Source organism: Ekhidna algicida, from assembly GCF_051379705.1.
In the GTDB taxonomy this organism is placed as follows: Bacteria; Bacteroidota; Bacteroidia; order Cytophagales; family Cyclobacteriaceae; genus Ekhidna.
The window spans coordinates 1,743,832-1,766,943 of record NZ_CP179868.1 but is presented as its reverse complement, the minus strand read 5'-3'; the positions used below and the strand labels follow the sequence as shown (position 1 = coordinate 1,766,943).

Annotated in this window: 27 protein-coding genes and 1 tRNA gene; 8 read left to right on the top strand and 20 right to left on the bottom strand. The window is 41.9% G+C overall.

The features are described from left to right. Positions 1-49 precede the first annotated feature (49 nt). From ACL8WY_RS07705 to ACL8WY_RS07680, 6 genes are all read right to left on the bottom strand, one after another. The gene (locus ACL8WY_RS07705) at positions 50-268 is read right to left on the bottom strand and encodes a DUF6500 family protein (protein WP_436517853.1); all 219 of its coding nucleotides are present in this window, start codon (positions 266-268) and stop codon (positions 50-52) included. Beyond that, entirely contained in the window at positions 265-921 is a 657-nt protein-coding gene (locus tag ACL8WY_RS07700; protein ID WP_436517852.1) for a phosphatidylserine decarboxylase family protein, read from the bottom strand. Before ACL8WY_RS07700 ends, ACL8WY_RS07705 begins: the two co-directional genes overlap by 4 nt. 63 nt (positions 922-984) lie before the next feature. After that, positions 985-2,259: a Glu/Leu/Phe/Val family dehydrogenase gene (locus tag ACL8WY_RS07695; RefSeq protein WP_436517851.1), complete on the bottom strand. Its 1,275-nt coding sequence runs from the start codon at positions 2,257-2,259 to the stop codon at positions 985-987. Between the two features lie 66 nt (positions 2,260-2,325). Then, a complete protein-coding gene (locus ACL8WY_RS07690; protein WP_436517850.1) occupies positions 2,326-3,144 on the bottom strand; it encodes a phosphatidate cytidylyltransferase in 819 nt (272 codons plus the stop codon). Then, complete coding sequence (locus ACL8WY_RS07685; protein WP_436517849.1) at positions 3,137-3,343, bottom strand: hypothetical protein; 207 nt, start codon at positions 3,341-3,343, stop codon at positions 3,137-3,139. The genes ACL8WY_RS07690 and ACL8WY_RS07685 overlap by 8 nt, the downstream gene beginning before the upstream one ends. Next, positions 3,336-4,205 carry a CPBP family intramembrane glutamic endopeptidase gene (locus tag ACL8WY_RS07680; RefSeq protein ID WP_436517848.1) on the bottom strand — a complete coding sequence of 290 codons (870 nt, stop codon included), beginning with the start codon at positions 4,203-4,205 and terminating at the stop codon, positions 3,336-3,338. Before ACL8WY_RS07680 ends, ACL8WY_RS07685 begins: the two co-directional genes overlap by 8 nt. A gap of 35 nt (positions 4,206-4,240) precedes the next feature. On the opposite strand from ACL8WY_RS07680, the gene dusB reads away from it, so the two are divergent. Then, positions 4,241-5,230 carry a tRNA dihydrouridine synthase DusB gene (gene dusB, locus ACL8WY_RS07675; RefSeq protein ID WP_436517847.1) on the top strand — a complete coding sequence of 330 codons (990 nt, stop codon included), beginning with the start codon at positions 4,241-4,243 and terminating at the stop codon, positions 5,228-5,230. Positions 5,231-5,256: 26 nt separating this feature from the next. After that, positions 5,257-6,162: a DMT family transporter gene (locus ACL8WY_RS07670; RefSeq protein ID WP_436517846.1), complete on the top strand. Its 906-nt coding sequence runs from the start codon at positions 5,257-5,259 to the stop codon at positions 6,160-6,162. Here the strand turns inward: ACL8WY_RS07670 and ACL8WY_RS07665 are convergent. The 5 genes from ACL8WY_RS07665 to ACL8WY_RS07645 all read right to left on the bottom strand — a co-directional run bounded on the left by ACL8WY_RS07665 (position 6,135) and on the right by ACL8WY_RS07645 (position 11,818). After that, positions 6,135-7,556 carry an SLC13 family permease gene (locus tag ACL8WY_RS07665; RefSeq protein ID WP_436517845.1) on the bottom strand — a complete coding sequence of 474 codons (1,422 nt, stop codon included), beginning with the start codon at positions 7,554-7,556 and terminating at the stop codon, positions 6,135-6,137. The two genes, ACL8WY_RS07670 and ACL8WY_RS07665, sit on opposite strands and share 28 nt — an antisense overlap. Before the next feature lie 9 nt (positions 7,557-7,565). Next, entirely contained in the window at positions 7,566-8,483 is a 918-nt protein-coding gene (locus ACL8WY_RS07660; RefSeq protein WP_436517844.1) for a hypothetical protein, read from the bottom strand. A gap of 81 nt (positions 8,484-8,564) precedes the next feature. Beyond that, a complete protein-coding gene (locus ACL8WY_RS07655) occupies positions 8,565-8,810 on the bottom strand; it encodes a hypothetical protein (RefSeq protein ID WP_436517843.1) in 246 nt (81 codons plus the stop codon). A 217-nt stretch (positions 8,811-9,027) separates the two neighbouring features. Continuing rightward, complete coding sequence (locus ACL8WY_RS07650) at positions 9,028-10,185, bottom strand: homogentisate 1,2-dioxygenase (RefSeq protein ID WP_436517842.1); 1,158 nt, start codon at positions 10,183-10,185, stop codon at positions 9,028-9,030. 1 nt (position 10,186) lies between these two features. Then, positions 10,187-11,818 (bottom strand): S41 family peptidase, encoded by a 1,632-nt coding sequence (locus tag ACL8WY_RS07645; RefSeq protein WP_436517841.1) that lies wholly within the window; start codon positions 11,816-11,818, stop codon positions 10,187-10,189. 79 nt (positions 11,819-11,897) lie between these two features. On the opposite strand from ACL8WY_RS07645, the gene ACL8WY_RS07640 reads away from it, so the two are divergent. The 6 genes from ACL8WY_RS07640 (at position 11,898) to ACL8WY_RS07615 (ending at position 15,946) form a co-directional block, all read left to right on the top strand. Beyond that, a complete protein-coding gene (locus ACL8WY_RS07640; protein ID WP_436517840.1) occupies positions 11,898-12,632 on the top strand; it encodes a hypothetical protein in 735 nt (244 codons plus the stop codon). After that, positions 12,632-13,045 carry a Holliday junction resolvase RuvX gene (gene ruvX, locus ACL8WY_RS07635; RefSeq protein ID WP_436517839.1) on the top strand — a complete coding sequence of 138 codons (414 nt, stop codon included), beginning with the start codon at positions 12,632-12,634 and terminating at the stop codon, positions 13,043-13,045. Before ACL8WY_RS07640 ends, ruvX begins: the two co-directional genes overlap by 1 nt. Beyond that, positions 13,042-13,590, top strand: coding sequence for a peptide deformylase (def, locus tag ACL8WY_RS07630; RefSeq protein ID WP_436517838.1), 549 nt, complete (start codon positions 13,042-13,044; stop codon positions 13,588-13,590). Before ruvX ends, def begins: the two co-directional genes overlap by 4 nt. Beyond that, entirely contained in the window at positions 13,590-14,378 is a 789-nt protein-coding gene (locus ACL8WY_RS07625) for an amidohydrolase (RefSeq protein ID WP_436517837.1), read from the top strand. The genes def and ACL8WY_RS07625 overlap by 1 nt, the downstream gene beginning before the upstream one ends. A 69-nt stretch (positions 14,379-14,447) precedes the next feature. Next, the gene (locus ACL8WY_RS07620; protein ID WP_436517836.1) at positions 14,448-14,990 is read left to right on the top strand and encodes a hypothetical protein; all 543 of its coding nucleotides are present in this window, start codon (positions 14,448-14,450) and stop codon (positions 14,988-14,990) included. A gap of 92 nt (positions 14,991-15,082) precedes the next feature. Further along, positions 15,083-15,946 (top strand): zinc-dependent peptidase, encoded by an 864-nt coding sequence (locus ACL8WY_RS07615; protein ID WP_436517835.1) that lies wholly within the window; start codon positions 15,083-15,085, stop codon positions 15,944-15,946. Positions 15,947-16,146: 200 nt separating this feature from the next. Here ACL8WY_RS07615 and ACL8WY_RS07610 read toward each other — a convergent pair. The 9 genes from ACL8WY_RS07610 to rfbG all read right to left on the bottom strand — a co-directional run bounded on the left by ACL8WY_RS07610 (position 16,147) and on the right by rfbG (position 23,103). Next, a tRNA-Ser gene (locus ACL8WY_RS07610) sits at positions 16,147-16,231 on the bottom strand. 218 nt (positions 16,232-16,449) lie between these two features. Beyond that, positions 16,450-16,857 carry an acyl-CoA thioesterase gene (locus ACL8WY_RS07605; RefSeq protein ID WP_436517834.1) on the bottom strand — a complete coding sequence of 136 codons (408 nt, stop codon included), beginning with the start codon at positions 16,855-16,857 and terminating at the stop codon, positions 16,450-16,452. Then, positions 16,857-17,891 carry an endolytic transglycosylase MltG gene (gene mltG, locus ACL8WY_RS07600; protein ID WP_436517833.1) on the bottom strand — a complete coding sequence of 345 codons (1,035 nt, stop codon included), beginning with the start codon at positions 17,889-17,891 and terminating at the stop codon, positions 16,857-16,859. The genes ACL8WY_RS07605 and mltG overlap by 1 nt, the downstream gene beginning before the upstream one ends. A 27-nt stretch (positions 17,892-17,918) precedes the next feature. Beyond that, the gene (locus ACL8WY_RS07595; RefSeq protein WP_436517832.1) at positions 17,919-18,434 is read right to left on the bottom strand and encodes a 4'-phosphopantetheinyl transferase family protein; all 516 of its coding nucleotides are present in this window, start codon (positions 18,432-18,434) and stop codon (positions 17,919-17,921) included. An 85-nt stretch (positions 18,435-18,519) separates the two neighbouring features. Then, positions 18,520-19,278: a hypothetical protein gene (locus ACL8WY_RS07590; RefSeq protein ID WP_436517831.1), complete on the bottom strand. Its 759-nt coding sequence runs from the start codon at positions 19,276-19,278 to the stop codon at positions 18,520-18,522. A gap of 15 nt (positions 19,279-19,293) precedes the next feature. Further along, positions 19,294-20,169 carry an NAD-dependent epimerase/dehydratase family protein gene (locus ACL8WY_RS07585; RefSeq protein ID WP_436517830.1) on the bottom strand — a complete coding sequence of 292 codons (876 nt, stop codon included), beginning with the start codon at positions 20,167-20,169 and terminating at the stop codon, positions 19,294-19,296. Next, entirely contained in the window at positions 20,169-20,705 is a 537-nt protein-coding gene (locus ACL8WY_RS07580; protein WP_436517829.1) for a dTDP-4-dehydrorhamnose 3,5-epimerase family protein, read from the bottom strand. Before ACL8WY_RS07580 ends, ACL8WY_RS07585 begins: the two co-directional genes overlap by 1 nt. Continuing rightward, positions 20,705-22,015 carry a lipopolysaccharide biosynthesis protein RfbH gene (rfbH, locus tag ACL8WY_RS07575; RefSeq protein WP_436517828.1) on the bottom strand — a complete coding sequence of 437 codons (1,311 nt, stop codon included), beginning with the start codon at positions 22,013-22,015 and terminating at the stop codon, positions 20,705-20,707. Before rfbH ends, ACL8WY_RS07580 begins: the two co-directional genes overlap by 1 nt. Continuing rightward, positions 22,015-23,103 (bottom strand): CDP-glucose 4,6-dehydratase, encoded by a 1,089-nt coding sequence (rfbG, locus tag ACL8WY_RS07570; RefSeq protein ID WP_436517827.1) that lies wholly within the window; start codon positions 23,101-23,103, stop codon positions 22,015-22,017. Before rfbG ends, rfbH begins: the two co-directional genes overlap by 1 nt. Positions 23,104-23,112 lie beyond the last annotated feature (9 nt).

Genomic DNA, 23,112 nt, shown 5'->3' with positions numbered 1-23,112 from the left:
TTAGAAATGAAATTGGGACATGAGATCTTTTTGATCTCATGTTTATTCTTTAGCCTAATTCTTCTATCATTTCTTTGATCTTAACTGCTTTTTCGAAATGGTCTAGCTTATTCTCAAGTATCCACCACTGTGCTACTTCCATAAGCAATTCCGGATTGTCATTTTTATTCGCAAAAAAGGCATAAAACGATAAGCCAACATTTTCTCCTTTTGCAGAGATCTTGTCATTGCAAACTTGAATAATCTTTTCCCTAAATGACTTGGTCATTTTAGTCGTGCAATCTCAGTCTCCCCACCCATAGTCAGATCACCAATCTTCACTTTGATGTCTGCATCTAACGGAAGGTATAGATCTACGCGACTCCCAAAGCGGATAAAACCCACTGATGTTCCTTGCTCAACTGCATCGCCCACTTTAGGGTAAAATGCGATTCTACGAGCCACAGCACCTGCAATCTGGCGCATTAGGACAGTTACCCCATTTTCTGTTTTAAAGCCTACAGAAGTACGCTCATTGGCTGTGCTTGACTTGGGATGCCAAGCCACCAAAAATTTTCCCGGGTGATATTGAAAGAAATCGATTTTACCTTTTATCGGGCTTCTGTTTACGTGGACGTTCAAAGGTGACATGAAGATGGACACCTGGATACGATCTTCTTTGTGATACTCGCCTTCATAGGCACGTTCAATCACAACGACCTTTCCTTCTGCAGGTGCATACACTACGCCATCTTTTGCGGGAGTTACTACCTTAGGATTTCTGAAGAAACGCACAACCAGAATCATAAAGATTATTGCAATAGCAGCTATGATCATCTGGATGATAAATATCGGAATCAGCCAATACAGCAATACATACAGCCCACCTGTAAGCACAGCCATTATAGGTATCATCTTTAAGCCTTCCTTATGTAATCTCATGCTGTTTGATTCTATGGTTAGTTAGAACTTAGGAGTTCTCAATGATTACTGCCGCTTTACGACCTAGAAGCCGCCACGATATTTGTAGGTCTTCGCTACTTTGTCGATCGCCACGATATAAGCTGCAATACGCATGCTCACACCATACTCCTCAGAAGTAGCGTAAACTTTGTCAAAAGCAGTTTTCATGATTCGATCCGAACGTCTGCTCACTCGCTCGCGTGTCCAGCCATATCCAAGTCTATTTTGAACCCACTCAAAATATGAAACTGTCACACCACCGGCATTTGCCAGAATATCTGGTACAGCAAGAATGCCTTTTTCATTTAAGATCGCATCTGCTCGGGCAGAAGTAGGACCGTTAGCCCCTTCTACGATCATTTTTGCTTTGATTTTGTCAGCGTTTGCTTGAGTAATTACATCTTCGATAGCTGCCGGAACGAGAACGTCAACTTCGAGAAGCAACAATTCTTCCGCGTCGATTTTTTCTGCACCACCGTAGCCTTCAAGACTTCCGTTATTTTCGTTTCGGTATTCCATCGCCTTCTTGATGTTGATGCCTTCTTTGTTGTAGTAGGCACCGGACAAATCACTTATCGCTACAATGTTTACACCACGCTCTTCCAAAAGCTGAGCAGCCCAAGATCCAACGTTTCCAAATCCTTGGATGGCGCATGTAGCCTTAAAAGGATTAATCTTTTGCTTTTCCATAGCCGCAAGAGCGGAGATCATTACACCTCGACCTGTTGCCTCAGTTCTTCCAAGTGAACCTCCAAGCACCAATGGCTTCCCGGTCACCACTGAGTTGACAGTCATGCCTTGATTACGGGAGTATTGGTCCATCATCCAGGCCATCTCTCGTGGACCTGTGCCCATATCTGGTGCCGGTATGTCACGATCTTTTCCGAATACATCGTGCATAGCTTGAGTGAATGCTCGCGTAAGTCTTTCTACTTCACCCGCGGACATCTCACGAGGGTTACATTTGATTCCGCCTTTGGCACCACCATATGGTATATCAACCACGGCACACTTCCAGGTCATCCAGGCAGCAAGGGCTTTCACTTCATCTATGTTCACATCCATGTCGTATCGAACGCCACCTTTGGATGGCCCAAGAATCGTTGAGTGAATCACTCGATATCCTTCGAATACCTTAATGGAGCCATTGTCCATGGTTACAGGTAAGGAGACAATCACCTGTTTGGCAGGTGTTTTAAGTACATCGTAGATTTCCTGATCTAAACCGAGGTGCTCGGCAGCAATCTGAAAACGAGACATCATGGATTCAAATGGATTGTCTCTGTCCTTTATTGGTGCGGGTTCTATATATCCCATAGAAAAAAAATAAAGTGGGGTCTGTTGTTTGTTTTGCCCGCAAAGCTAAATGGATTTCTGCTCTCTTTAGAATAATTTCAAGAAAACTACAACAAATGGAACAGCGATGAGTAAGCTGTCAAAACGATCTAAAAATCCGCCGTGTCCCGGGATAATCGTGCCTGAATCTTTTATTTGAATAGAACGCTTGAAGTGAGACTCAACTAGATCACCATAGGTGCCGGCAATCACTACGATAATTGCCACACTGATCCATTCAATTTCATTAAGTCCCTTAAAATAAAAGCCAATTACAATGGCTACCATTACAGCTGTGGCAGCTCCTCCGATACTTCCTTCCCAGGATTTTTTGGGAGAAATTCTTTCGAAGAGTTTGGTACGACCGAAGAGAATTCCAGTGAAGTATGCCCCTACATCATTAGCCCAGGTCAGAAAGAGCAAGCCCAATATGATCTCATAGGAATATTCTCCACTGTGGAATACCAACAGGTTGGTCAACGCAAAGGGCAAAGCCACATACATGATTCCTAAATAGAAAAGGGCGATGTTAATGAAAGGGTGCACATCGCTTTTTTTATAGAGTTTGATAAGAAAAACGAATGAGGCAAGAGGGAAAAGCATTACGTAATGCTGATGAGATAAATAGTCTGTTTCTATGAGGAAAGTAATCGTAAAAAGAAGGGCGCCGATGGTGACACCAAGAAACCGAATGGGGAGATAGCTCTGAAGTCGCATGAGCCTGTAAAACTCCCAAATGGTCATGCAGGATATTGAAAGAAATACAGCAAAAAAACCCCACTTGCTCCATAATAGAGAAAGAATGATAATCATTCCGCCAATTACGGCAGAAAAAAATCGAGGTATAAGATCCGGATACTTACTCAAACTTTATCTCTTCTTTAATGATTCTTATCGCCCGGATCACATGGTCCGGGGCCACAAATATTTCGAAATTTCCAAAACCATGCTGTGAAACCTGCTTGTTGATTTTGACAGGGGATAAACCTTGATCATCTAAAACAGCTTTTACAATGTCTACTCTGTGCTCCTGACGGTCTGAGTATACTACTTGCCAATCACGCATGTTGGAATTTTTTATAAAATGTCTTTAGCAGAAAAAATGAAATTACTGCAAAAATCAGAACAGCCGGCCATGGAGCCGCTTCTTCCATTTGTTCTGGGCTGACCTCAACGATATCGTTTTGAGCCATGTAAAGAGCAATCAGTGCAAGCCCATTGTTGACTAAGTGACCAATCATTGCTACACTAAGTTTTCCTGACCAGTGATATAAGTACCCGAAAAGAACGCCCAAGAACATGCGTGGCATTACACCGAAAAATTGCATATGTATGGCAGCAAAGATGAATCCGGTGATCCAGATTGCTAAGTGATGATTTCCAGTTGCTTTCGAGAACATGTTCTGAATAAGTCCTCTAAAAAGAAGCTCCTCTCCAATAGCAGGAATAACAGCTACCACAACGAACGCAAAAACAAAATGGGTAGTTGAAGTGAAGTTGGTTAGATGTTCCGTCAGGACTTTTAATTGCTCCTCAGATTGACGGGCCCATTCAGCGAAATCTGAACTACCAAAATCGAGGCTCATATTCCACTCTCCAATAGCACTATTGACAACCATAAAACTGATTGAGATGAGTATGGTAAGTCCAACTGTCGCCAAAGAAACCCCAGGAAAATATTCCTTTAGAGGTATTTTCAATGCTATTCCATTAAACAATGCTGGTACCCCAATAAACATGATCGTGGCAGCTACTCCCTGGGCTCCCAACAGAAATATGGGATCGATTCCCAAAATCGTGTCTGTGTCAACCTCACCATCATTGCCCAGCATCATTATGATAGAAATGTATGCCGTGAGACTAAGACCGTAAGCCCATGCACGTGCACGATGTTTATCTTCTGGGTTGTTTCTTAGAATGTCCTGCATATAACTAACTTTGCGGGCAAATATAACCGTTCGGGATGGTTAAAATCAGTGATATAGAAATAGGAGAGTTTCCATTATTGTTAGCACCCATGGAGGATGTGAGTGATCCGCCATTTAGAGCTGTATGCAAGCAAAATGGAGCGGATCTTATGTATACTGAGTTCATTTCCTCAGAAGGTTTGATCCGACATGCGGAAAAGAGTGTCCAAAAATTGGACATCTATGATTACGAACGACCTATCGGGATTCAAATATTCGGAGATAAGATCGAGTCAATGCGTGAAGCCGCTTCCATCGCAGAAGAAGCAAATCCGGAAATTATTGATATTAACTACGGCTGCCCGGTTAAGAAGGTGGCTTGTAAAGGTGCTGGTGCGGGAATCTTGCTGGATCTTCCAAAGATGCAAGAAATGACAGCCGAAATTGTCAAGCGAGTAAATAAGCCGGTCACTGTAAAAACTCGACTTGGCTGGGATGAGTCAACCATCAAGATCCAGGAGGTGGCTCATCGTTTGCAGGATGTAGGCATACAGGCCTTGAGTATCCATGGACGTACACGAAAGCAGATGTACAAAGGAGAGGCTAACTGGGAGCCAATTGCTGATGTTAAGAATGACCCGGGTATCCACATTCCAATTTTTGGTAACGGAGACATTGACTCACCTGAAAAAGCTCTTGAATATAAGAATAAGTATGGAGTGGATGGCATTATGATCGGTAGAGCCGCAATCGGATATCCATGGATATTCAATGAGATCAAACATTTCATGAATACAGGTGAGCGTCTTGCATTGCCAAGTCTGGAGGAAAGGGTCAAGGTTGCTGTGCAACATCTTGATTTTTCACTCGAGTGGAAAGGAGATCGTCAGGGATTATTTGAAATGAGGCGACACTATACTAACTACTTCAGAGGGATACCCAACTTTAAACCTGTCCGAACAACACTTGTAGAATCGGAGTTTGCACAGGAAGTGAAGGAAACGTTATTAAGTATACCGGAACTATTTGCTGAGGTAGGGGTTTAATTCAAGGCTCATCTTAACTTACATATATGCAAAAATCCCCCTTGCTTGCCTGGGGATTACTCCTAATATTGGCGTTTATCTGGGGCAGCTCATTCATCTTAATTAAGAAAGGTTTAATTGGACTGGAACCTGAAGAAGTTGGTTCGTTGAGGATCGTCGCTGCTTTTCTTTTTTTGCTGCCTTCAGCATTGAAAAGGTTTAAAAGTGTCAATAAGAAAAAGCTGCCTTACTATATCTCGGTGGGATTGCTGGGAAGCCTGGTGCCGGCCTTTCTTTTTGCCATCGCACAGACAAGACTTGAAAGTGCGATAACAGGTGTGCTTAATGGACTGGTGCCAATATTCACCATACTGATTGCGCTGTTTGTTTTCAGGCAGAAGCAAGCCAAAGGAGTATATATTGGGGTAATTATCGGTTTTATTGGGACAGCTATATTGATTACTGCTGGTAAGGGTAGTTCTTTTGGAGGTATAAACTCATATGCACTTTTAGTTGTGCTCGCAACCTTATGCTATGCTTCAAACCTCAATCTGATTAAGCAAAAATTAAATAGCATTCATGCGGTGACAGTGACTAGTGTCTCTCTCCTGTTAGTAGGCCCTATCGCTACCGCTTATCTCTTCGGATTCACTGACTTCTGGTCCAAGCTGATGACGGTTGAAGGTACGGGCATCGCTACATTTTACATATGCCTACTCGGAGTTTTAGGTACCGCCATAGCGCTGATCATTTTTAACAAAATATTACAAATGAAGGATGCTTTATTCGCATCATCAGTCACTTATATTATTCCGGTATTTGCGGTGATGTGGGGCGTCATTGATGGAGAGCAACTTTATTTGTTGCATTATGTCGGAATGGCTGCAGTAGGAGTTGGAGTTTACATTGCCAACACCAATAAAAATCACAAAAATGAGGGAAGCACAAAGTAAACAAGTAAGCTGATCAGAATGCTTGAAGCTAAGTTGAGCCATACACCTGCGCGTACCATGTCATTCATTTTCAATTCTCCAGAACTAAAAACAATAGCATTAGGTCCTGTGGCTATTGGTAGCATAAAAGCACATGAAGCAGCCATGGTAGCCGGAATCATCAGTAAAAATGGATGTACACCAATGGCTTCAGCTAAGGAAGCTAGAACCGGTAGCATGATAGAGGCAGTCGCAACATTTGAAGTCACTTCGGTGAGAAAATTTACAAAAAGGGCAACCGTCAGGATAATGAAAAACAATGGTAGCTCTGAGAGACCTGTTAGTTGCAAGCCCAGCCATTGAGCCAGATCAGAGCTTTGGAAGGCAGCAGCGAGCGAAAGCCCGCCTCCGAATAGAATGATTACACCCCAAGGCAATCGTTCGGCTTCTTCCCAGGTGAGCAATGGTTTACCATTTTTCTCTTTTGATGGGATGATGAACATTGTGAGTGCAGCAGCAATAGCAATAACTGTATCATTGATTCCCGGAATCAATTGATTGAGTAAGAATGACCGAGTGATCCATAGAAATGCGGTCAAAATGAAAATAATGGCCACTGCAGTCTCTTCCTGACTTATTTTGCCAAGTGCTTCCTTTTCTTTCAAAATCATTTCTTTACCAATTGGTATTGAAACTTTATGAAGTGGGAAAACCAACCTTGTTAAAACTGTCCAGCATAGACCGAGCATAACCAATGAAAAGGGTAGCGCAAAAGCTATCCAGCTTGCAAAACTAAATTCCTGATTATACAGCCGATTAGCTATGGATACGAATATGGGATTGGTAGGTGTGCCAACCAGCGTCGCGACTCCTCCGATGGAAGCCGAAAATGCAATTCCGAGAAGTAGCGCTTTGAAGAACATCTTACCTGATTCCCCGGTCAGTTCTTTCATTTCTGCGATCAGCGCAGTGCCAATAGTCACCATCATCAAGGTAGTGGCTGTATTGGATATCCACATGGATAATAATCCTGTTGCCAGCATGAATCCAAGCACAATGAATCTGGCATTGGTGCCTACAGCCGCTATAATTTCGAGGGCAATCCTTCGATGAAGGTTCCATCGTTGCATCGCAATGGCGATGATAAAACCTCCAACAAATAAGAAGAGCATTTTGTCACCATAGGCAGCGGTTGTCTGCGCGATAGGTGCTCCGCCGGAAAGCGGCAATAAAGCAATAGGAAGAAGAGCAGTTGCAGAAATAGGCAATGCCTCTGAGAGCCACCAAGACGCTATCCATAGCGTGGAGGCCAGGACGGCATTTGCTTCAGGGTTGAGACTGTCAAATGGCTGACCGAAAAAAACAAGACAAAACAAAATGGGCCCGATTACGAGCCCAATTTTTCTTCTAATCATAAGGGAAGGTTAGAATGACTCTTCCCGTAATTTCTCAAAATCAAATTCATTTAAGAAATTTTTCGCCTGATCAAGGTTTTGGAAATCGAATTCTTTCATTTCCCCATTTGAACCATGAATTTCAATTTTAACCACAGAAATTCGATTGTCATGATCAAGTGGATTGTCAATTAGCTGCCCAGTGCTGGAGCTTTCTTTGATTCTATGTGTAAGAATCACATTCTTACGTTTGATTCTATTACAGTATGAGCACTTAAACTCTTTCAGCAATTCACCATCTTCAGTATCTGTAGCCTCCTTCACGATTTCTTCTTTCTGAAGTCTCAAGGTCTGGAATCCGCATCGATCACATTCAAGGGCACTCAGGTGACCTTTATACTTTTCGATTTTTGTGTATCCGGTTGATTCATCTATCCAAACATCGTAATCAACAGAGAATACATTTTCTTCAGCTTGCATACCTTCATCCAGGTAGGCATCTTCTTCCGCTTCACTTAGAAGCTTCATTTTCTTTCCATTTTCCGGATTGATCCTTGGCGTGTATCTAAGTTTCTTCAGCTTCTTCTCAAGTACACCGGGATAATAGAATTTGATGATCAGCTGTGCGATATATCCATAAAGTACGCCGATACATAGTGAAACAAATAATCGGATAAAGAACCACAATGGGTCCAGTTGCATGGTCTCATATTCCAATGTGTTGCAGAACAGGAATAGCGCAATAGCTACGAAAATGTGTCCTGAGAGTAGTTTTTTGGATTCCTTTTCACTGGCAAGGTCAAATTTCTCCTTGAAAGTGCTTTTAGACATAAAGCTGACCTTGTAGAAGATATAATTGAGTATGCCAATGCCGAGTGTGACAAAGACGAGGATGAAGTCGATTTGCTGCCACTTGGCAAGAAAATCGAGGTATAAATCATTATTCATAAGGGTGACAAGTTTTAACAAAAATAAACCGATTTAGAAAACCGGCACACTTTTATAAAAACAGTACGAATTATTGCTCCCCTAATTGTTTACAGAATTAACTTTTTTTGTATCCTCTGAAAGGAAGCTATAGAATAGGGATGTATTGTGAGAATACTGCTCTAGAGAGTCTGGGGCTTGGTTTGGAGAATTCACAGGAAGTAAAGACGCCCATTCAGAAAGCTCTTTTTGTGCCAAAGATGAGACTCTTTCCTCAGCTTCCATCAAGAAAGCAAAAGTGCCGAGTATCAGCAGTAGCGTTATGAGTTTATTGAGCTTGGGTTTCATTTTTAGTCCTTGTTTCTAAATGAGCGTCTTAACACTTCTTGTTTGAAAACCTAACCTTGTAATAAGGATGAGCAACACCATGAAAAAGTTGCACGTTTCCTTAAATTTTACGAATTCAGTTGTTAAATGCTGTTAATTAATGTTATAAGGCGCATTTAACTGCCCGAACTGTACAAGAAGTACCACGGATAGTAGAAGAGGTTACAGGTAATTGTAACTATTTCCAGCTCATTGGATAGTTGCCATCAACATACTGCAGGCCAGTCTCCGTCACATAGATAGGACCAAATGTATCTAGCATCACTGCTAGCTCCTCGGTTTCTTTGGCTCCAATACTTGCCTCTACCGTGCCTGGGTGAGGCCCATGTGGAAGTCCGCCAGGGTGAAGTGTGAAAGATCCCCGATCAATTCCCTTTCTACTCATGAAGTTTCCTTCTACATAGTATAGAATTTCATCTGAATCAATATTGGAGTGATTGTACGGCGCAGGTATTGCCTGAGGGTGGTAATCGAATAGCCTTGGCACAAAGGAGCAAATTACATAACCATAAGCCTGAAATGTTTGGTGCACAGGAGGCGGTTGATGTATACGACCTGTTATCGGCTCAAAATCATGAATGGAAAGTGCATATGGAAATAAATACCCATCCCATCCGACCAGGTCGAATGGAGAATGTTCATAATAATAGTCGTGTAGCATGTCGTCATGCTTGATTTTCACCAGATACTCTCCTTTTTCTCTTTCCGTAATTAATTCCGAAGGTGGACGGATGTCTCGCTCACAATACGGGGAATGCTCCAGCAGCTGACCCAGCTCATTTCGATATCTCTTGACTGTTTCCACCGGATTGGTAGACTCGATGATCAAAAGTTTCAAAGGTCCTTCGTCCCATTCCAAACGATAAATGGTTGTACGTGGAATTACCACGTAATCTCCCTGCTTGATTCTCAATTTCCCAAACTGTGAATACAAATAGCCATTGCCATCGTGAATAAAAATCACTTCATCGGCTTGGCCATTTTTGTAGTAATAGTCCATCTTCCGGGAGGTTGGATGGCAGATGGCCATGTTTACGTCTTTGTTTTTGAAAAGAATCTTTCGTGCTTCTAAAAAGTCATCGCCGGTGGTTTCTACTTTGGAAGTATTTAAGTGCGTTTGCTTCAGCGTGTAGTCTTTGGCAATTTCCTCTTTCCAAACTTTTGAATCCCCTACTTTTTCTACTCTGGTAGGTGGGTGGATGTGATAAAGGTTGGAGTATATGCCTGAAAATCCTCGGGAAGAAACAAGCTCTTCTGCATATAGACTTCCGTCCGGCTGCCTAAACTGAATGTGTCTTTTTGATGGTATTTCTCCTAGTCTATGATAGTATGTCATATTACCTCTGTGCTATTTTGTCTGCTTCATCCATTAATCGGATGGCTTTCAGGAAAATTTCGTCTTGCTGATTGAAAATTGGATAAAATCCTTCATTGTCCCAAATGCCACGCGCAATGTAGGCCTTGGAAAGAAGCTTGATTAAGTCTTTTGATCGGTTAAATTCCCTTTCATTAAACTTCAGTTTATTGCCTTTTGCAACATCCACCAGCTCTTTGAGCATTTCATCAGAGACTTCAAAAGAAGATCTGAAACGATCAAAGCCCATACTGCTTAGCGATTCGCTATTTTCCTGGGCATACTTTACGGTATACTCTTGAAGTGAATTGGTGCTAAATAAGCGATTCAAATACCTTGTATTCTGAGCCGTATCTAATGGCACGAAGAAATCAGGTGTGATTCCACCACCTCCATAGACTATTCGTCCTTTATCTGTTTTGAAGGCCAATGAATCATTGAATTTGATGCTGTCTGAGGAATAGAGCTCGCCATTTTCATAGCGCTCATAGGCTTCTCGATAATAATCATCAAGGCTGCCTCCTGTGTAAGTTTTTTGAATGCTTCTGCCACTAGGCGTGTAATACCTTGAAATGGTCAGTCTCAGTTCAGAACCATCATTTAGGTCTATCGGCAATTGTACAAGGCCTTTTCCAAAGGACCTTCTGCCTACAATCAATCCACGATCGTGATCTTGCACTGCACCGGCAACAATCTCAGATGCGGAAGCCGAGCCTTCGTCTACCATAATTACTAACGAGCCCGACTCAAAATCTCCCTTATCTCCTGAATAATGTTCTTCTACATATCTCTTTTCTTTTCCATCAGTGTAGACAATCATTTGTCTTCCACCTAAGACCTCATCGGCAATCTCCACGGCACGATTCAGGTATCCTCCAGGATTCCCAGTAAGATCGATGACCAACTTCTTCATTCCCTGATCCTGGAGTTTAAGTAGTGATTCTTTGAATTCTAAGTAAGTCGAGTTGGCAAATCTTGCAATCTTGATGTAGCCAATTTTATCATCAACCATGTAGGAAACGTCCACTGAATACTGTGGGATAACATCTCGTTCTATGGTAAAATCGATCAATTCATCTTCGCCATCCCGCTTGATACTTACAGTCACCTCAGACCCACCAGGTCCGCGAAGCATTTCTACTACTTTTTGATTTGTCATGCCTATCCCGGCCACATTTTCACCATCAACCTTTATAATCTTATCGCCAGCTCTTATTCCTAGCTTTTGAGATGGACCACCGCTGAGCGGACTTACCACATGGATGGTATCCTTGAAAATATTGAATTCAACCCCAATCCCTTCATAATTGCCTTGCAGCCTCGATTGAATGAGCTCTAGATCCTTTGCAGGAATGTATGAGGTGTGAGGATCCAGATCTTCCAGCATATTGGTAATCGCGCTCTCCACAAGCTCATCGCTGTTCACTTCATCTACATAATCATTTTCGATGTGAGTCAGTACTTGCCTGAACTTATTGAGGCTCTCCATCAAATCTGTGCCGGGAGTGGCGGATGATCCTGCCATGTTGGCGCCGATAAAAACGCCGACACAAAGTGTGAGCGCTATATATAGTGGTAATCTCACTGCTCGATTGGAATTCTTGTGTGTGCTCATAAGTCAATGATAAAGGTTCAAAAATAAAGGTTATTTCAAGGAATGAACGCATCAAAGCCTAAACTGTTGACTTGCATCGATGAAGGAGTTATTTTTGTGTATGGTCTTCGAAAAAACCATCGGTGAAGTTGTCAATGAAAACTGCGTGTATGCACGCGCGTTGCATTACCTGGGTATTGACTTTTTTGAAGCGCCAGACAGAAAACTGAAGGAGATTTGCGCAGAACGTGGATTGGAACGCCAACAGGTAATTAAAACTTTCTACGAATTTGATTCCTGTAGTCGATTCAGTTTCCAAGAGCTCCAGAGCTATCCGATTGAGCTTTTGACAGAATACCTCAGGCACGCCCATCATATATTTATCAAGGAAAAGCTACCATTCATTGTTCATTTAGTAAGAAAGTGGGATCGAACTGAAGGATTGAAAAATTTACTTCCTGAGTTTGTTGAAGATTTCATTAAACATATCTATGAAGAGGAGGATACCACCTTCAAGTACATAGAACTTCTAAGCACTATCAAGAAAGGTTCGTGTAAGGCTCCTTTTAGTTTAATGATGGATTTTGAAGGATATTCACTTCAAGCAGAATTTGAAGAGCATCGCGATGAGGATGAATTTGGAGCCATCCGATCTATCGCCTCATCTATCGATTCTAAAAACCTACACGACCGTGTGCTGATCCATGAAGTTCAGGCATTTGATAGAGAAATGATTTATCATGCTGAAATCGAAAACAATATCTTTTTTCCAAAAGCGATTGAGCTGGAAGCCGCTGTTCATAAGAAAATCAAACTCCTTACTACACTTAATTAATGCCAAGGATATTGGCTATAGACTATGGTGCCAAGCGAACAGGCTTGGCCGTGACAGATCCAATTGGAATAATTGCGTCTCCACTTGATGTGCTTGCAACTCATACCTTAGAAAATTATTTGAAAGACTATTTTATTAAAGAAGATGTAATTAAGGTTATTATCGGCATGCCTAAGAATACCGATGGAAGACCGACCAATGCGACTCCACTGGTTCAGGCATTTATTAACCGATTCAAAAAAGTATTCCCTTCAATGGAATTAATTTTGCACGATGAACGCTTTACATCCAAGATGGCCATGGATGCTATGATTGCTGGGGGCATGAAGAAGAAAGACAGAAGAAACAAAGGCAATGTGGACAAGGTGAGCGCGACCATTATTTTACAATCATATTTAGAAAGTATTTCATGATTTTCCCTATCGTACTATACGGAGATCCAGTGTTAAAAAAGAAAGCAAGTGAGGTTGCTGAAAACGATGAATCAGTAAAAGAATTTGTCGAGAACATGTATGAAACGATGTATGCTGCCCAAGGTGTTGGTTTGGCTGCTCCACAGGTAGGAGAATCATTACGCGTATTTGTGGTGGACACCATGCCCATGGAAGAAGATGAAGAGAATGGCTTGAAGCAGGCATTTATTAATCCAATCATGATCGAGGAGATCGGTGAAGAATGGGCTTTCGAAGAAGGCTGTTTGAGCATTCCAGGTGTGCGTGCAGATGTTAATCGCAAGCCTCAAATCAAAATCGAATACTTTGATGAGAACTGGGAACTTCACGAAGCAACCTTCGATGGCATGAAAGCCCGTGTGATTCAACACGAATACGACCACATTGAAGGTAAACTATTTACGGACTACCTCACGCCATTCAAAAAACGGTTGATAAAAGGTAAGCTCGCGAATATTAGCAAAGGAAAAACGGACGCCGAATATCGAGTGAAAGTTCCGAGATAATGCAGGATCTAACCATTTCACTTATTCAAGCAAACCTTCACTGGGAGGAGATAGATGCCAACCTGGCCATGTTTGAAGAGATGATCTGGTCTATCGATCAAACAGATCTTGTTGTCCTTCCTGAAATGTTTACTACGGGCTTTTCTATGAATGCCAAGCAACTTGCTGAGCCTCCCGGCGGCAAAACGTTCAAATGGATGCGCCAAATGGCGACTCAGCGAAAAGTGGCAATTACTGGCAGCTATATGATAAAAGAGCAAGGACAGTATTTCAATCGGCTTTATTTTGTTTATCCAGATGGCTCATCGCAGCAGTATGACAAAAAGCATTTATTCACGCTAGCGGCAGAAGGTGAGACATTTACATCAGGTCAGGATCGGCTTATTCTGGAATATTTGGGCTGGAAGATCCATCCATTGATTTGCTATGATCTGAGGTTCCCGGTATGGGCTAGATCCAGAAAAACGGATAATGCCCTTTACGAATATGATCTTGTGCTTTATGTGGCTAACTGGCCGGATACTCGAGTAAACGCCTGGGACACGTTGCTTAAATCCAGAGCTATTGAGAATCTTGCTTATGCTGCAGGTGTCAATCGTGTGGGAGATGATGAAGCATCGAAAAGTTACAATGGGCATTCCGGAGTTTACACACCAAAAGGTGAAGAACTGGCGTTTTCTGAGGGGAAGGAAGTGATTTTGACGACCACACTTTCTGCAGAAGAGATGCATGCCTATCGCAAGGACTTCCCTTTTCAGGCCGATGCGGATGATTTCTACCTTGGCTAAAAAAGTCTACTTGCAGACTTTCTGATGCTTTCATAAAACACTTTGGCCCATTCGCAGGTTTTTATATGTGTGAAAGCCATTACAACATTTTTGTTTCTCCTATTTGCTTCTAACCTATCTGCGCAGAGCATAAATGAAATTCGTACAGAGTTTCATGCGGTTGTATTAAATCCGGATGATTCCAGAAACTTTCACAACTTCCTAAAGGATATTGAAAACCCGACTTCAACGGTAAAAGCGTATCAGGCGGTTTCTGAGGCTTTGCTTGCTCAGGTTGTTTGGAATCCATTCAACAAACTCAAGCAAGTCGTGAAGTATGACAAGCAGATAGAAGCTGCAGTGAAAGAGGATCCCCAAAACATTGAGATCCGTTTTTTACGACTGGCCATTGAGTGCAATTTACCTTCATTCCTAGGTATGAGCACGCACATGGATGAGGACGTTGACATGATCGTTAGTGATATGTCCGGTGTTTCACGCATGAAAGTCAACCCGATGTTTGGTCAATATATTTTTCACTTTCTGGAAGAAACGAACCTATGCTCTTCCGAGCAACTGGCTTTAATGAAGCAAAGCTTCAATAGTGGAGCCGTAATGGCGGGAGCGGAGTGAGCTCTTCTTTCATACCCTAATTCCTACGAAAACCATTGGTACTTACTGTGTAATCTGCCGTATTTTAGGAGCTGTTTTCTAACTAGTTACTTGTGACTCCATTCTTAATTATTCTATCTCTTATTGTGCTGTCCTTTTATTTCCTGTTCAGGAAGAAAAAGTCATTCAAAGCATACGAAACTCCACAAAAGTGGAAAGAGATATTGGAGAAAGTTGACTTTTATAGAATGCTATCCGGTGAAGAATGTCGGCGGTTTGAAATTGATATTCAACGTTTTTTAGCGACCACAAAAATTGTAGGAGTTAAGACTGATGTTACGCTTGAAGACCGATTGCTAGTGGCGAGTAGTGCGGTGATTCCACTTTTTGGTTTTCCCTCCTGGGAATATAGTTTCCTTGATGAGGTGCTCTTATACCCATCCTCTTTCGATCGAAACTACGCTATTGGTAGTAAGGACGAGGTGATAACAGGAATGGTCGGGAGTGGTCCAATGGAAGGAAAAGTGATCCTGTCTAAGCCTGCACTGCATGCAGGGTTTGCAATAGGAAATGATAGAAAAAATGTAGGCATACATGAGTTCGTTCATCTTTTTGATAAAGAAGACGGATTGATAGACGGCATTCCACCTGGATATGAATCAAAGAAATATTCATTGCTATGGTTGAATACTATTAGAGTCAAGACGAAAGATATTTTGGCGAGCAGATCGGATATTGATGGTTATGCAACTACCAATCATCAAGAGTTTTTTGCAGTCGCTAGTGAATACTTCTTTGAGCAACCTCACCTTTTGCAGAAGAAACACCCAAAGCTTTATAATTTATTATCGGAGGTATTTAGGCAAGATCTTGCCTCATGGGAAACTCATTCAGAATTAGTAGAAAAAGAGATTGGACGAAACTCACCATGTCCATGTGGAAGTGGAAAGAAGTTTAAAAGGTGTTGCCTTGAGTAGAAACAAAAAAACTCTGATGTTTCCATCAGGGCTTGTGCTACAGAGGCGGAGGGATTACTCATACCAACAGCCATTCCGCTCAACCCTTTGTGAATTCCAGATTCTACTTTGTTCCATTTCGAACCTTTGGGTTCTCAAAACCCCGGCGCTATAGAAAAATGAAAAAGGCCAGCACTATCAGTACTGACCTTTTCATTTTGCAGAGGCGGAGGGATTCGAACCCCCGGTACCTCGCGGTACAACGGTTTTCAAGACCGCCGCATTCGACCACTCTGCCACGCCTCTGGGTCTCTGCAATATCTTTTGAGCAGCTTTCTACTCTTTATGTCTTCTCCTAGGCGGGTCCGCCGCATTCGTACGCGTCCGGCTAGGACACTCTGCCACGCCTCTGGGTCTCTGCAACATCTTTCGAGCAGCTTTCTACTCTTTTTAAATTCATCGGCGGTAAGCCGTGAAAATCGGATCGCAAAAGTAGTAGTTTTCAGCAAAGAGACAAACTCTATTCACTCGAAAAATGGGGAAATTGATTCTTTCATTCGTTCAGGCATTTTTACCGGCCTGCCCGTCTCCATATTCATGAATGCCAAAATGGTCTCTCCCGTATTTATCAGCGTGCCTTCCTCGTTTCTGATTTCATATTGAAACGACATACGGGCACGGGGCATTTCAGGTATAATAAGCTTCACGGTAAGCAAATCATCATATCTGGCCGGGCCGTGATACTTCACGCTCATGGACAGTACCGGCATGCCTACGCCACCTTCTTCCATTTCCTTATATGGGAATCCCAGCGCTCGAAAACCCTCGACACGAGCGATCTCATAATACTTTGGGTAGTTGCCATAGTATGCAAAGCCCATTTTGTCTGTATCAGCGTATCGTACGCGTATTTCGGTCTCGTGTGTATACATTATCTATAAATTCTTTCCTGATTCAGCGCTCGCTGAAATCGTCTGGCGTTTATGTTGTGTTCTCTCAAGGTACGCGCAAAGGCATGGTAACCGGAGAAATCAGCTTTCGCACAGAAATATAGGTAATTATGATCTTCGTAGTTCAAGACCGCATTCAAAGCAGGAATGCCAGGCATATTGATGGGACCCGGAGGCAATCCGTAATATTTATACGTGTTGTATGGAGATTCAAATTCTTTGTCTTTATTCAGAATGCGTCGGATACTGAAATCGCCGATAGCAAAAACGAGCGTGGGATCCGCTTGCAACGGAATTCTTCTTTTTAGACGATTGAGATACACACCTGCAATTGCCGGAGCTTCATCCATTTTATTAGTTTCTCCCTGTACAATAGAAGCCAGAGTAGACACCTCAGCTTGAGACATACCCAATTGTTCAGCCTTCTGTATTTTTTCTTCGGTCCAGAAGCGATCGTATTCTTGCTTCATCCTGTCGAGCAATCCGCGAGGCGTAAGTGTCCAATACACCTCATAGGTATTGGGAATAAACATGCTGATAAAAGTTTCCTTGTTGAAACCGTAGTATGTCGCCGTTGTATCATGCAAAAGCAGTGGAGCAAGATCAGCTGAGTCGATTTCTAAATTGTAGGTTAGAATTTTAGGTAGTTGATTCAGTAGTCGTGCATTCGAGAAAGTAAGCTTTACCGGTACTTGAGCACCTGATCTAAGCAGATTGATGAGCTCGATATTGGTCATGTCACCTTTGATGAGATACATCCCGTTTTTCACGTTGGTATCCAGGTCTTTTAGCTTGGCCAGAAAGCTGAATGAAACCAGGTCATTTACAACTCGCTGTTCTGCCAGCATGTTTTGCAACTGCTTGAAGGTAGTGCCTTTGGGTATGGCAAAATAGCGATCTTCCTCTTCTATCAGGACATTAGGTGTGTACAGGATCTGATAGGTATAAAAAGCAAATGAGGACAACATCATGGTGAATACCACGAGAAAAATAGCGATGAAATATTTTTTACGCATGAGAGCTAATAGATATGAATGAATTGATTAAAGCAGACTTTTAGGGAATGCTACTGCACCATAACGGCCATGGTGAGAAATAGATATCTCTTGTTTTGAAGGTTCAATAATCGGGAGGTTCAGATCGTCTGAACCGATATGATAATCATGACCTAAATCTCTAAAATATTCTATAATCATAAACCGAATTCCCTCGCTCCAGTTATCGTCTTTCTTTTCGAATACATGAGATTCAAGTGATGTAAGATCTCCGCAAATCGACAGGATGTAATCATCCTCAATCTGCACCATTCCTCGAAGATTACCCGACTGGAAGGTAATGCCGTCATCTTTACTTTTGAGTTGAACCGGGATCTTGGTGGGAGCGAAATTAATTGGCTCTCTCCTGCACTTAAATATGGCTTCTTTTGCGGACCAAAGAATCCAAAAAAGGTGAGGATGCTCAATGTGAACATCTTCTGTATTTTTTATCAGGTCTATGGTTCTATCATCCCGTTCGTTGAACGATGGATCTTTTAGGTCTACTATGTCTATTCCAACCATGATTTTAATGTTCTTTACTCGTGGTGCTTAAGTAATCTAACTACATACTTACCATATATGTTGATGTAAGTTATGTAGCTGTATTCTATTGTTCCTTTTCCGGTAGATACATTTTCATAAGGAGCTTCACAAATTTGTATCCAAAACGATTCTTGAGAATATCCTTTGAGACCCAATAGTGGAAAACTTGTGCCGCGCGGCTCTTTGTTTCATACCATCTATCTCTTTGCATTCTAGCCTCCTTACTGCTATAGCCACTACCGCTGGGGTGATTTACCAAAAGGAAGTCATCAACCACTGTCCACTTGTTATGCTTGATGCCTAAGAACCCCAGAAATATTTCCACACCATGCCCAATTTTGTTTACGCTCAAATCAATCGGACACATGATGTCAAGGAAATCTTTTGGGATAACGTAGCAGAATCCATCAGTAAAAGTGACTTTCCTTAATCCGTCGGTACCAAAGTTTGCCATGTGGTTGTGCGGAGAATAGTGTGCAGATGGTGCATAAACACCGACTTCAGGATTCTCTGTATAGACTTCTTTGATTCTGTCTATAAGTTCATTGGCGCTATTGAAAGTAATATCTGAGTTGATGATGAGTAGGTGAGTATACTGATCCTTCATGTGCTCATAGGCTTGATTGATCTGTCCACTGTAGTAGGCACCCTCGAGTGTGTAGGTAAAAGCACTCTTGTCACGCTCACTTTCAAATGTGGAGTCATTGTCAATTAAAATGGTGTCTACATGAGGTTCAAATGTCATCTTCAATGCGATTGCTTCGGCAATGAGTTTGTGATTGGTGACAGCAACCAGCAGCTTGAATTCTTTCTCTTGTTCCATTGGTTTATTCACTTTTCAGGCTAAAAACCTTTTGATTCCTTCATTAAGTGAAACTTGCGGCTTCCACCCCGGTAATGGTTTGAAATTTTCCCACGGGCGCATTACCTCTCTATCCCGATAGGGCCGAGCACCCCATGCGATGTTTGTTTTCTTACCTGCGATTTGCTCAATAAGTTCGACTAGTTCTTTTAGCGTACATCGCTGCTCCCCACTCAAACCAAACTCCAGATAGTTCTCCTTGTAGGTAGACATGCTCTCTAGTACAACCTGATAGGCTGATATCAAATCAGAGACGTGTACAATATCAATAACCTGTTCTCCGGGTGACAACTTTAATTCCTCCTGAGTTTGAAGGTTGGTCTTCAGCAAGTTCAACAGTTTTTTGCGCTCATCTCCATCACCGTATGAGTCAAAGAGTTTTAAAGTAACTGCACGTATGAAACCTGCATCGCAATAGTATTTACACAAGTCTCCAAAAGCCTGTTTTGTGGCAGCATATAAGTTAACAGCGGCTTTGTCCTCCTCTCCAAAATGCTCAAACGAAGTACCGGTATTGATCAGGTACTTAACACCGTTTTGCTTCATGGCTTCTAGCAGATAGGTTCCCACTTTAACATTACTTTCAATAAGTGTGTCTAATTCCTCAGACTTGTGCTCGTATACGTAGTAAGAAGCTAAGTGAATGACAATTTCAGGTCTGAATGAATCAAACGCTTTATTGATGCTATCGAAACCGCCATCATACATGAATTGCTTGGCAGCTTGATTTTTAACTTCATCTGAGACTTTGCTATTGGGCCTTACAATGATTCCTATCTCATGTGAAGCAGACCATGCTTTTAAGAGGTTGGATCCAATAAATCCAGTTGCTCCGGTCATTAATATTCGCACTAGAATGGACTTTTGAATTGTTGTAAACTCGGAAACTCCTGATCTCTGTCAGAAATAATAGGATCCTTCATTTCATATGGCACATCTACAGATGACCATAAAATTCCACTGTCAGCCTTGGGATCATAGACGGTTTCCTGCAAGTAGGTGACAATACTGTTGTCTTCTAGTGAAAGAAAGCCGTGAGCACATCCTTTCGGGATATAAACCGCATGCTTATTTTCAGCACTTAGATTCAAGGAAATACATTGTCCAAATGCAGGAGACTTTACTCTTAGATCCAACACAAAATCGACGATTGAACCTGTGAAGCAATTGACAATCTTCGTATGATCAGATGGTGGAGCTTGAAAGTGGAAACCTCGAAACACATCTTTTTTGGAAGTTGAATAGTAGATTTCCTTAATCTGAAAATTCAATTCATTTTTAGCGTAAGCATCTGCATTGTAGAATTTCACAAAATCTCCACGATCGTCAGAATGACTAAACGGAGTAATTAAATAACAATCTGGTATGTCCGTTTTGTTGAATTCCATTACTTGGACTGAAGAAACTTTCCAATGGTGGTTACTATGTACTCAAAGTGATCTTCCTTGAGTCCAGGCCATACACCCAACCAGAAAGAATCATTCATCACTTTATCCGTATTTTCAAAAGTACCGACGGTTCTTTTTTGGATGTTTGTATAGGCCGGTTGGCGCATAAGGTTTCCGGCAAACAATAATCGTGTACCAATTTTATTGTCTTCAAGGTATCGTACCAGCTCATTTCTATCGATGTTTACACCATCCCGAATGGTCAATAGAAATCCAAACCAGCTTGGGTTTGATCCAGGCGTTGCTTCATGTAGGATGAAATACTCTTCGAACTGTTTCAGCTTACTGTAGAGTGTCTTATAATTTTCTCTTCTACGCTCGACAAAGTGATCTGCTTTTTCAAGCTGACTGAGACCGATAGCGGCCTGCATATCTGTCACTTTAAGATTAAAGCCTATGTGGCTGTAGGTATACTTGTGATCATATCCGAGTGGAAGCTCGCCAAGTTGCCATTCGAAGCGCTTATTACAGGTATTGTCTTTTCCAGGATCGCAATAGCAGTCCCTTCCCCAGTCTCTGAAACTGGTGGCCAGCATCTTCAACTTGATGTTATTAACTAGCACTGCTCCACCTTCTCCCATTGTGATGTGATGAGCCGGATAAAAACTTACCGTTGCTAAATCTCCAAACGAACCTGTTTTTTGACCATTGAATGTTGCTCCTAAAGAATCACAATCATCTTCAATCACCCATAGATTATACTTTTCGGCAATATCCATGACCACTTTTAAGTCAAACGGATTTCCTAAAGTGTGAGCCATCATGATGGCTTTTGTCTTTGGAGAAATCGCCTGTTCGATTAATTCGGCTTTGGCATTGTACGTAGGGATGTCAATGTCAATAAATACGGGCACTGCACCGAATTGAATCATTGGATTTACAGTGGTAGGAAATCCGGCTGCAACAGTTATAATCTCATCTCCCGGCTTAATCGCTCGATCTCCTAATTTTGGCGAGGTAAGTGCATAGAATGCAACAAGATTTGCGGAAGAACCACTATTCACCAAAAGGGAAGACTTGCTCCCGAAGTATTTAGCGAATTTGAATTCGAACTTCTTTCCGAATCTGCCAGCTGTAAGCCAGCCATCGAGTACCGCATCAACTCCTATAAGAAGGTCATTTTCATCCAACACTTTCCCGGTTACCGGGATATAGTTTTCTCCCGGAACAATTGTCTGAGTTACTTTTTCAGAAGCAATTGCTTTCAAAGAATTTATCAGGTTTTCGTCAACCAAATTCTTGAATTCCATTAGTTAATATTTAAATAGTTATTAATATCTTTTTTAATCAACTCATCTGCTTTACCACCCTCAAGAAAGCTCTTGTACCATTTGATGGTAATTTTAATTGCTTCCTTAGAAGTATAGGCAGGGTGCCAATTCAATTTTCTAAGCGACTTACTGATGTCTAGCATTAACAATCCTGCTTCATGTGGTCCATCATTATTCTTAGGTGAAGTATAGTCGCCTTCCCCCCAAACGGATATTGCCTGATTCACCAATTCTCCAACGGTGACAATGTCGTTGGTATTCGGCCCAAAGTTCCAGGCACCGCCAATCTTATGATCGTTGTAAGAGCGGGCACCTAAAAGTAAATAAGCTCCAAGAGGTTCAATGACATGTTGCCATGGCCTTACTGATTCTGGATTCCTTACGTTGATTGTTTCACTTTTTTCTAAAGCACGTACAATGTCTGGCACTATTCGATCTTTTGCCCAGTCTCCACCACCGATGACATTTCCTGCACGTGCGGTTGAAAGAGAAATACTATGGTCTTGGTAAGAGTCCTTATTGAAATAAGATTTCCCAAATGAATCGATCAGCAATTCGCAGCAGGCCTTGCTAGAGCTATATGGGTCATAGCCGCCTAGTGTATCGTTCTCTCTATAAGGATGGTCCCATTCATTATTATGGTAGACCTTATCTGTCGTAATAAAAACCGCAGCACATTTTTTGGTCAGATTTCGCATGCTAGCGAGCAGATTGGCTGTGCCTATTACATTCGTTTCGTAGGTCTCTACGGGATGCTCGTATGAATACCTAACCAACGGCTGAGCTGCCAGATGGAAAATGAAATCCGGCTGAAAGTCTACAACAGTCTTCTCAAATTTTTGCTTATCTCTTATGTCTGCAATGATAGATTCATGTGGAATGGAGGAATTGATCCGATTGTATAAATCATAGTCATTTTCTGGCGCCAGGCTATATCCTAATATTTCTGCGCCAAGCATGTCCAACCAGCTAATCAGCCAGGAACCTTTAAAGCCTGTATGCCCGGTTACTAATACCTTTTTGCCTTTGTAGGTCTTTTGGATCAAATCTATCTCGCCTTTTTTCACTCGAATTTT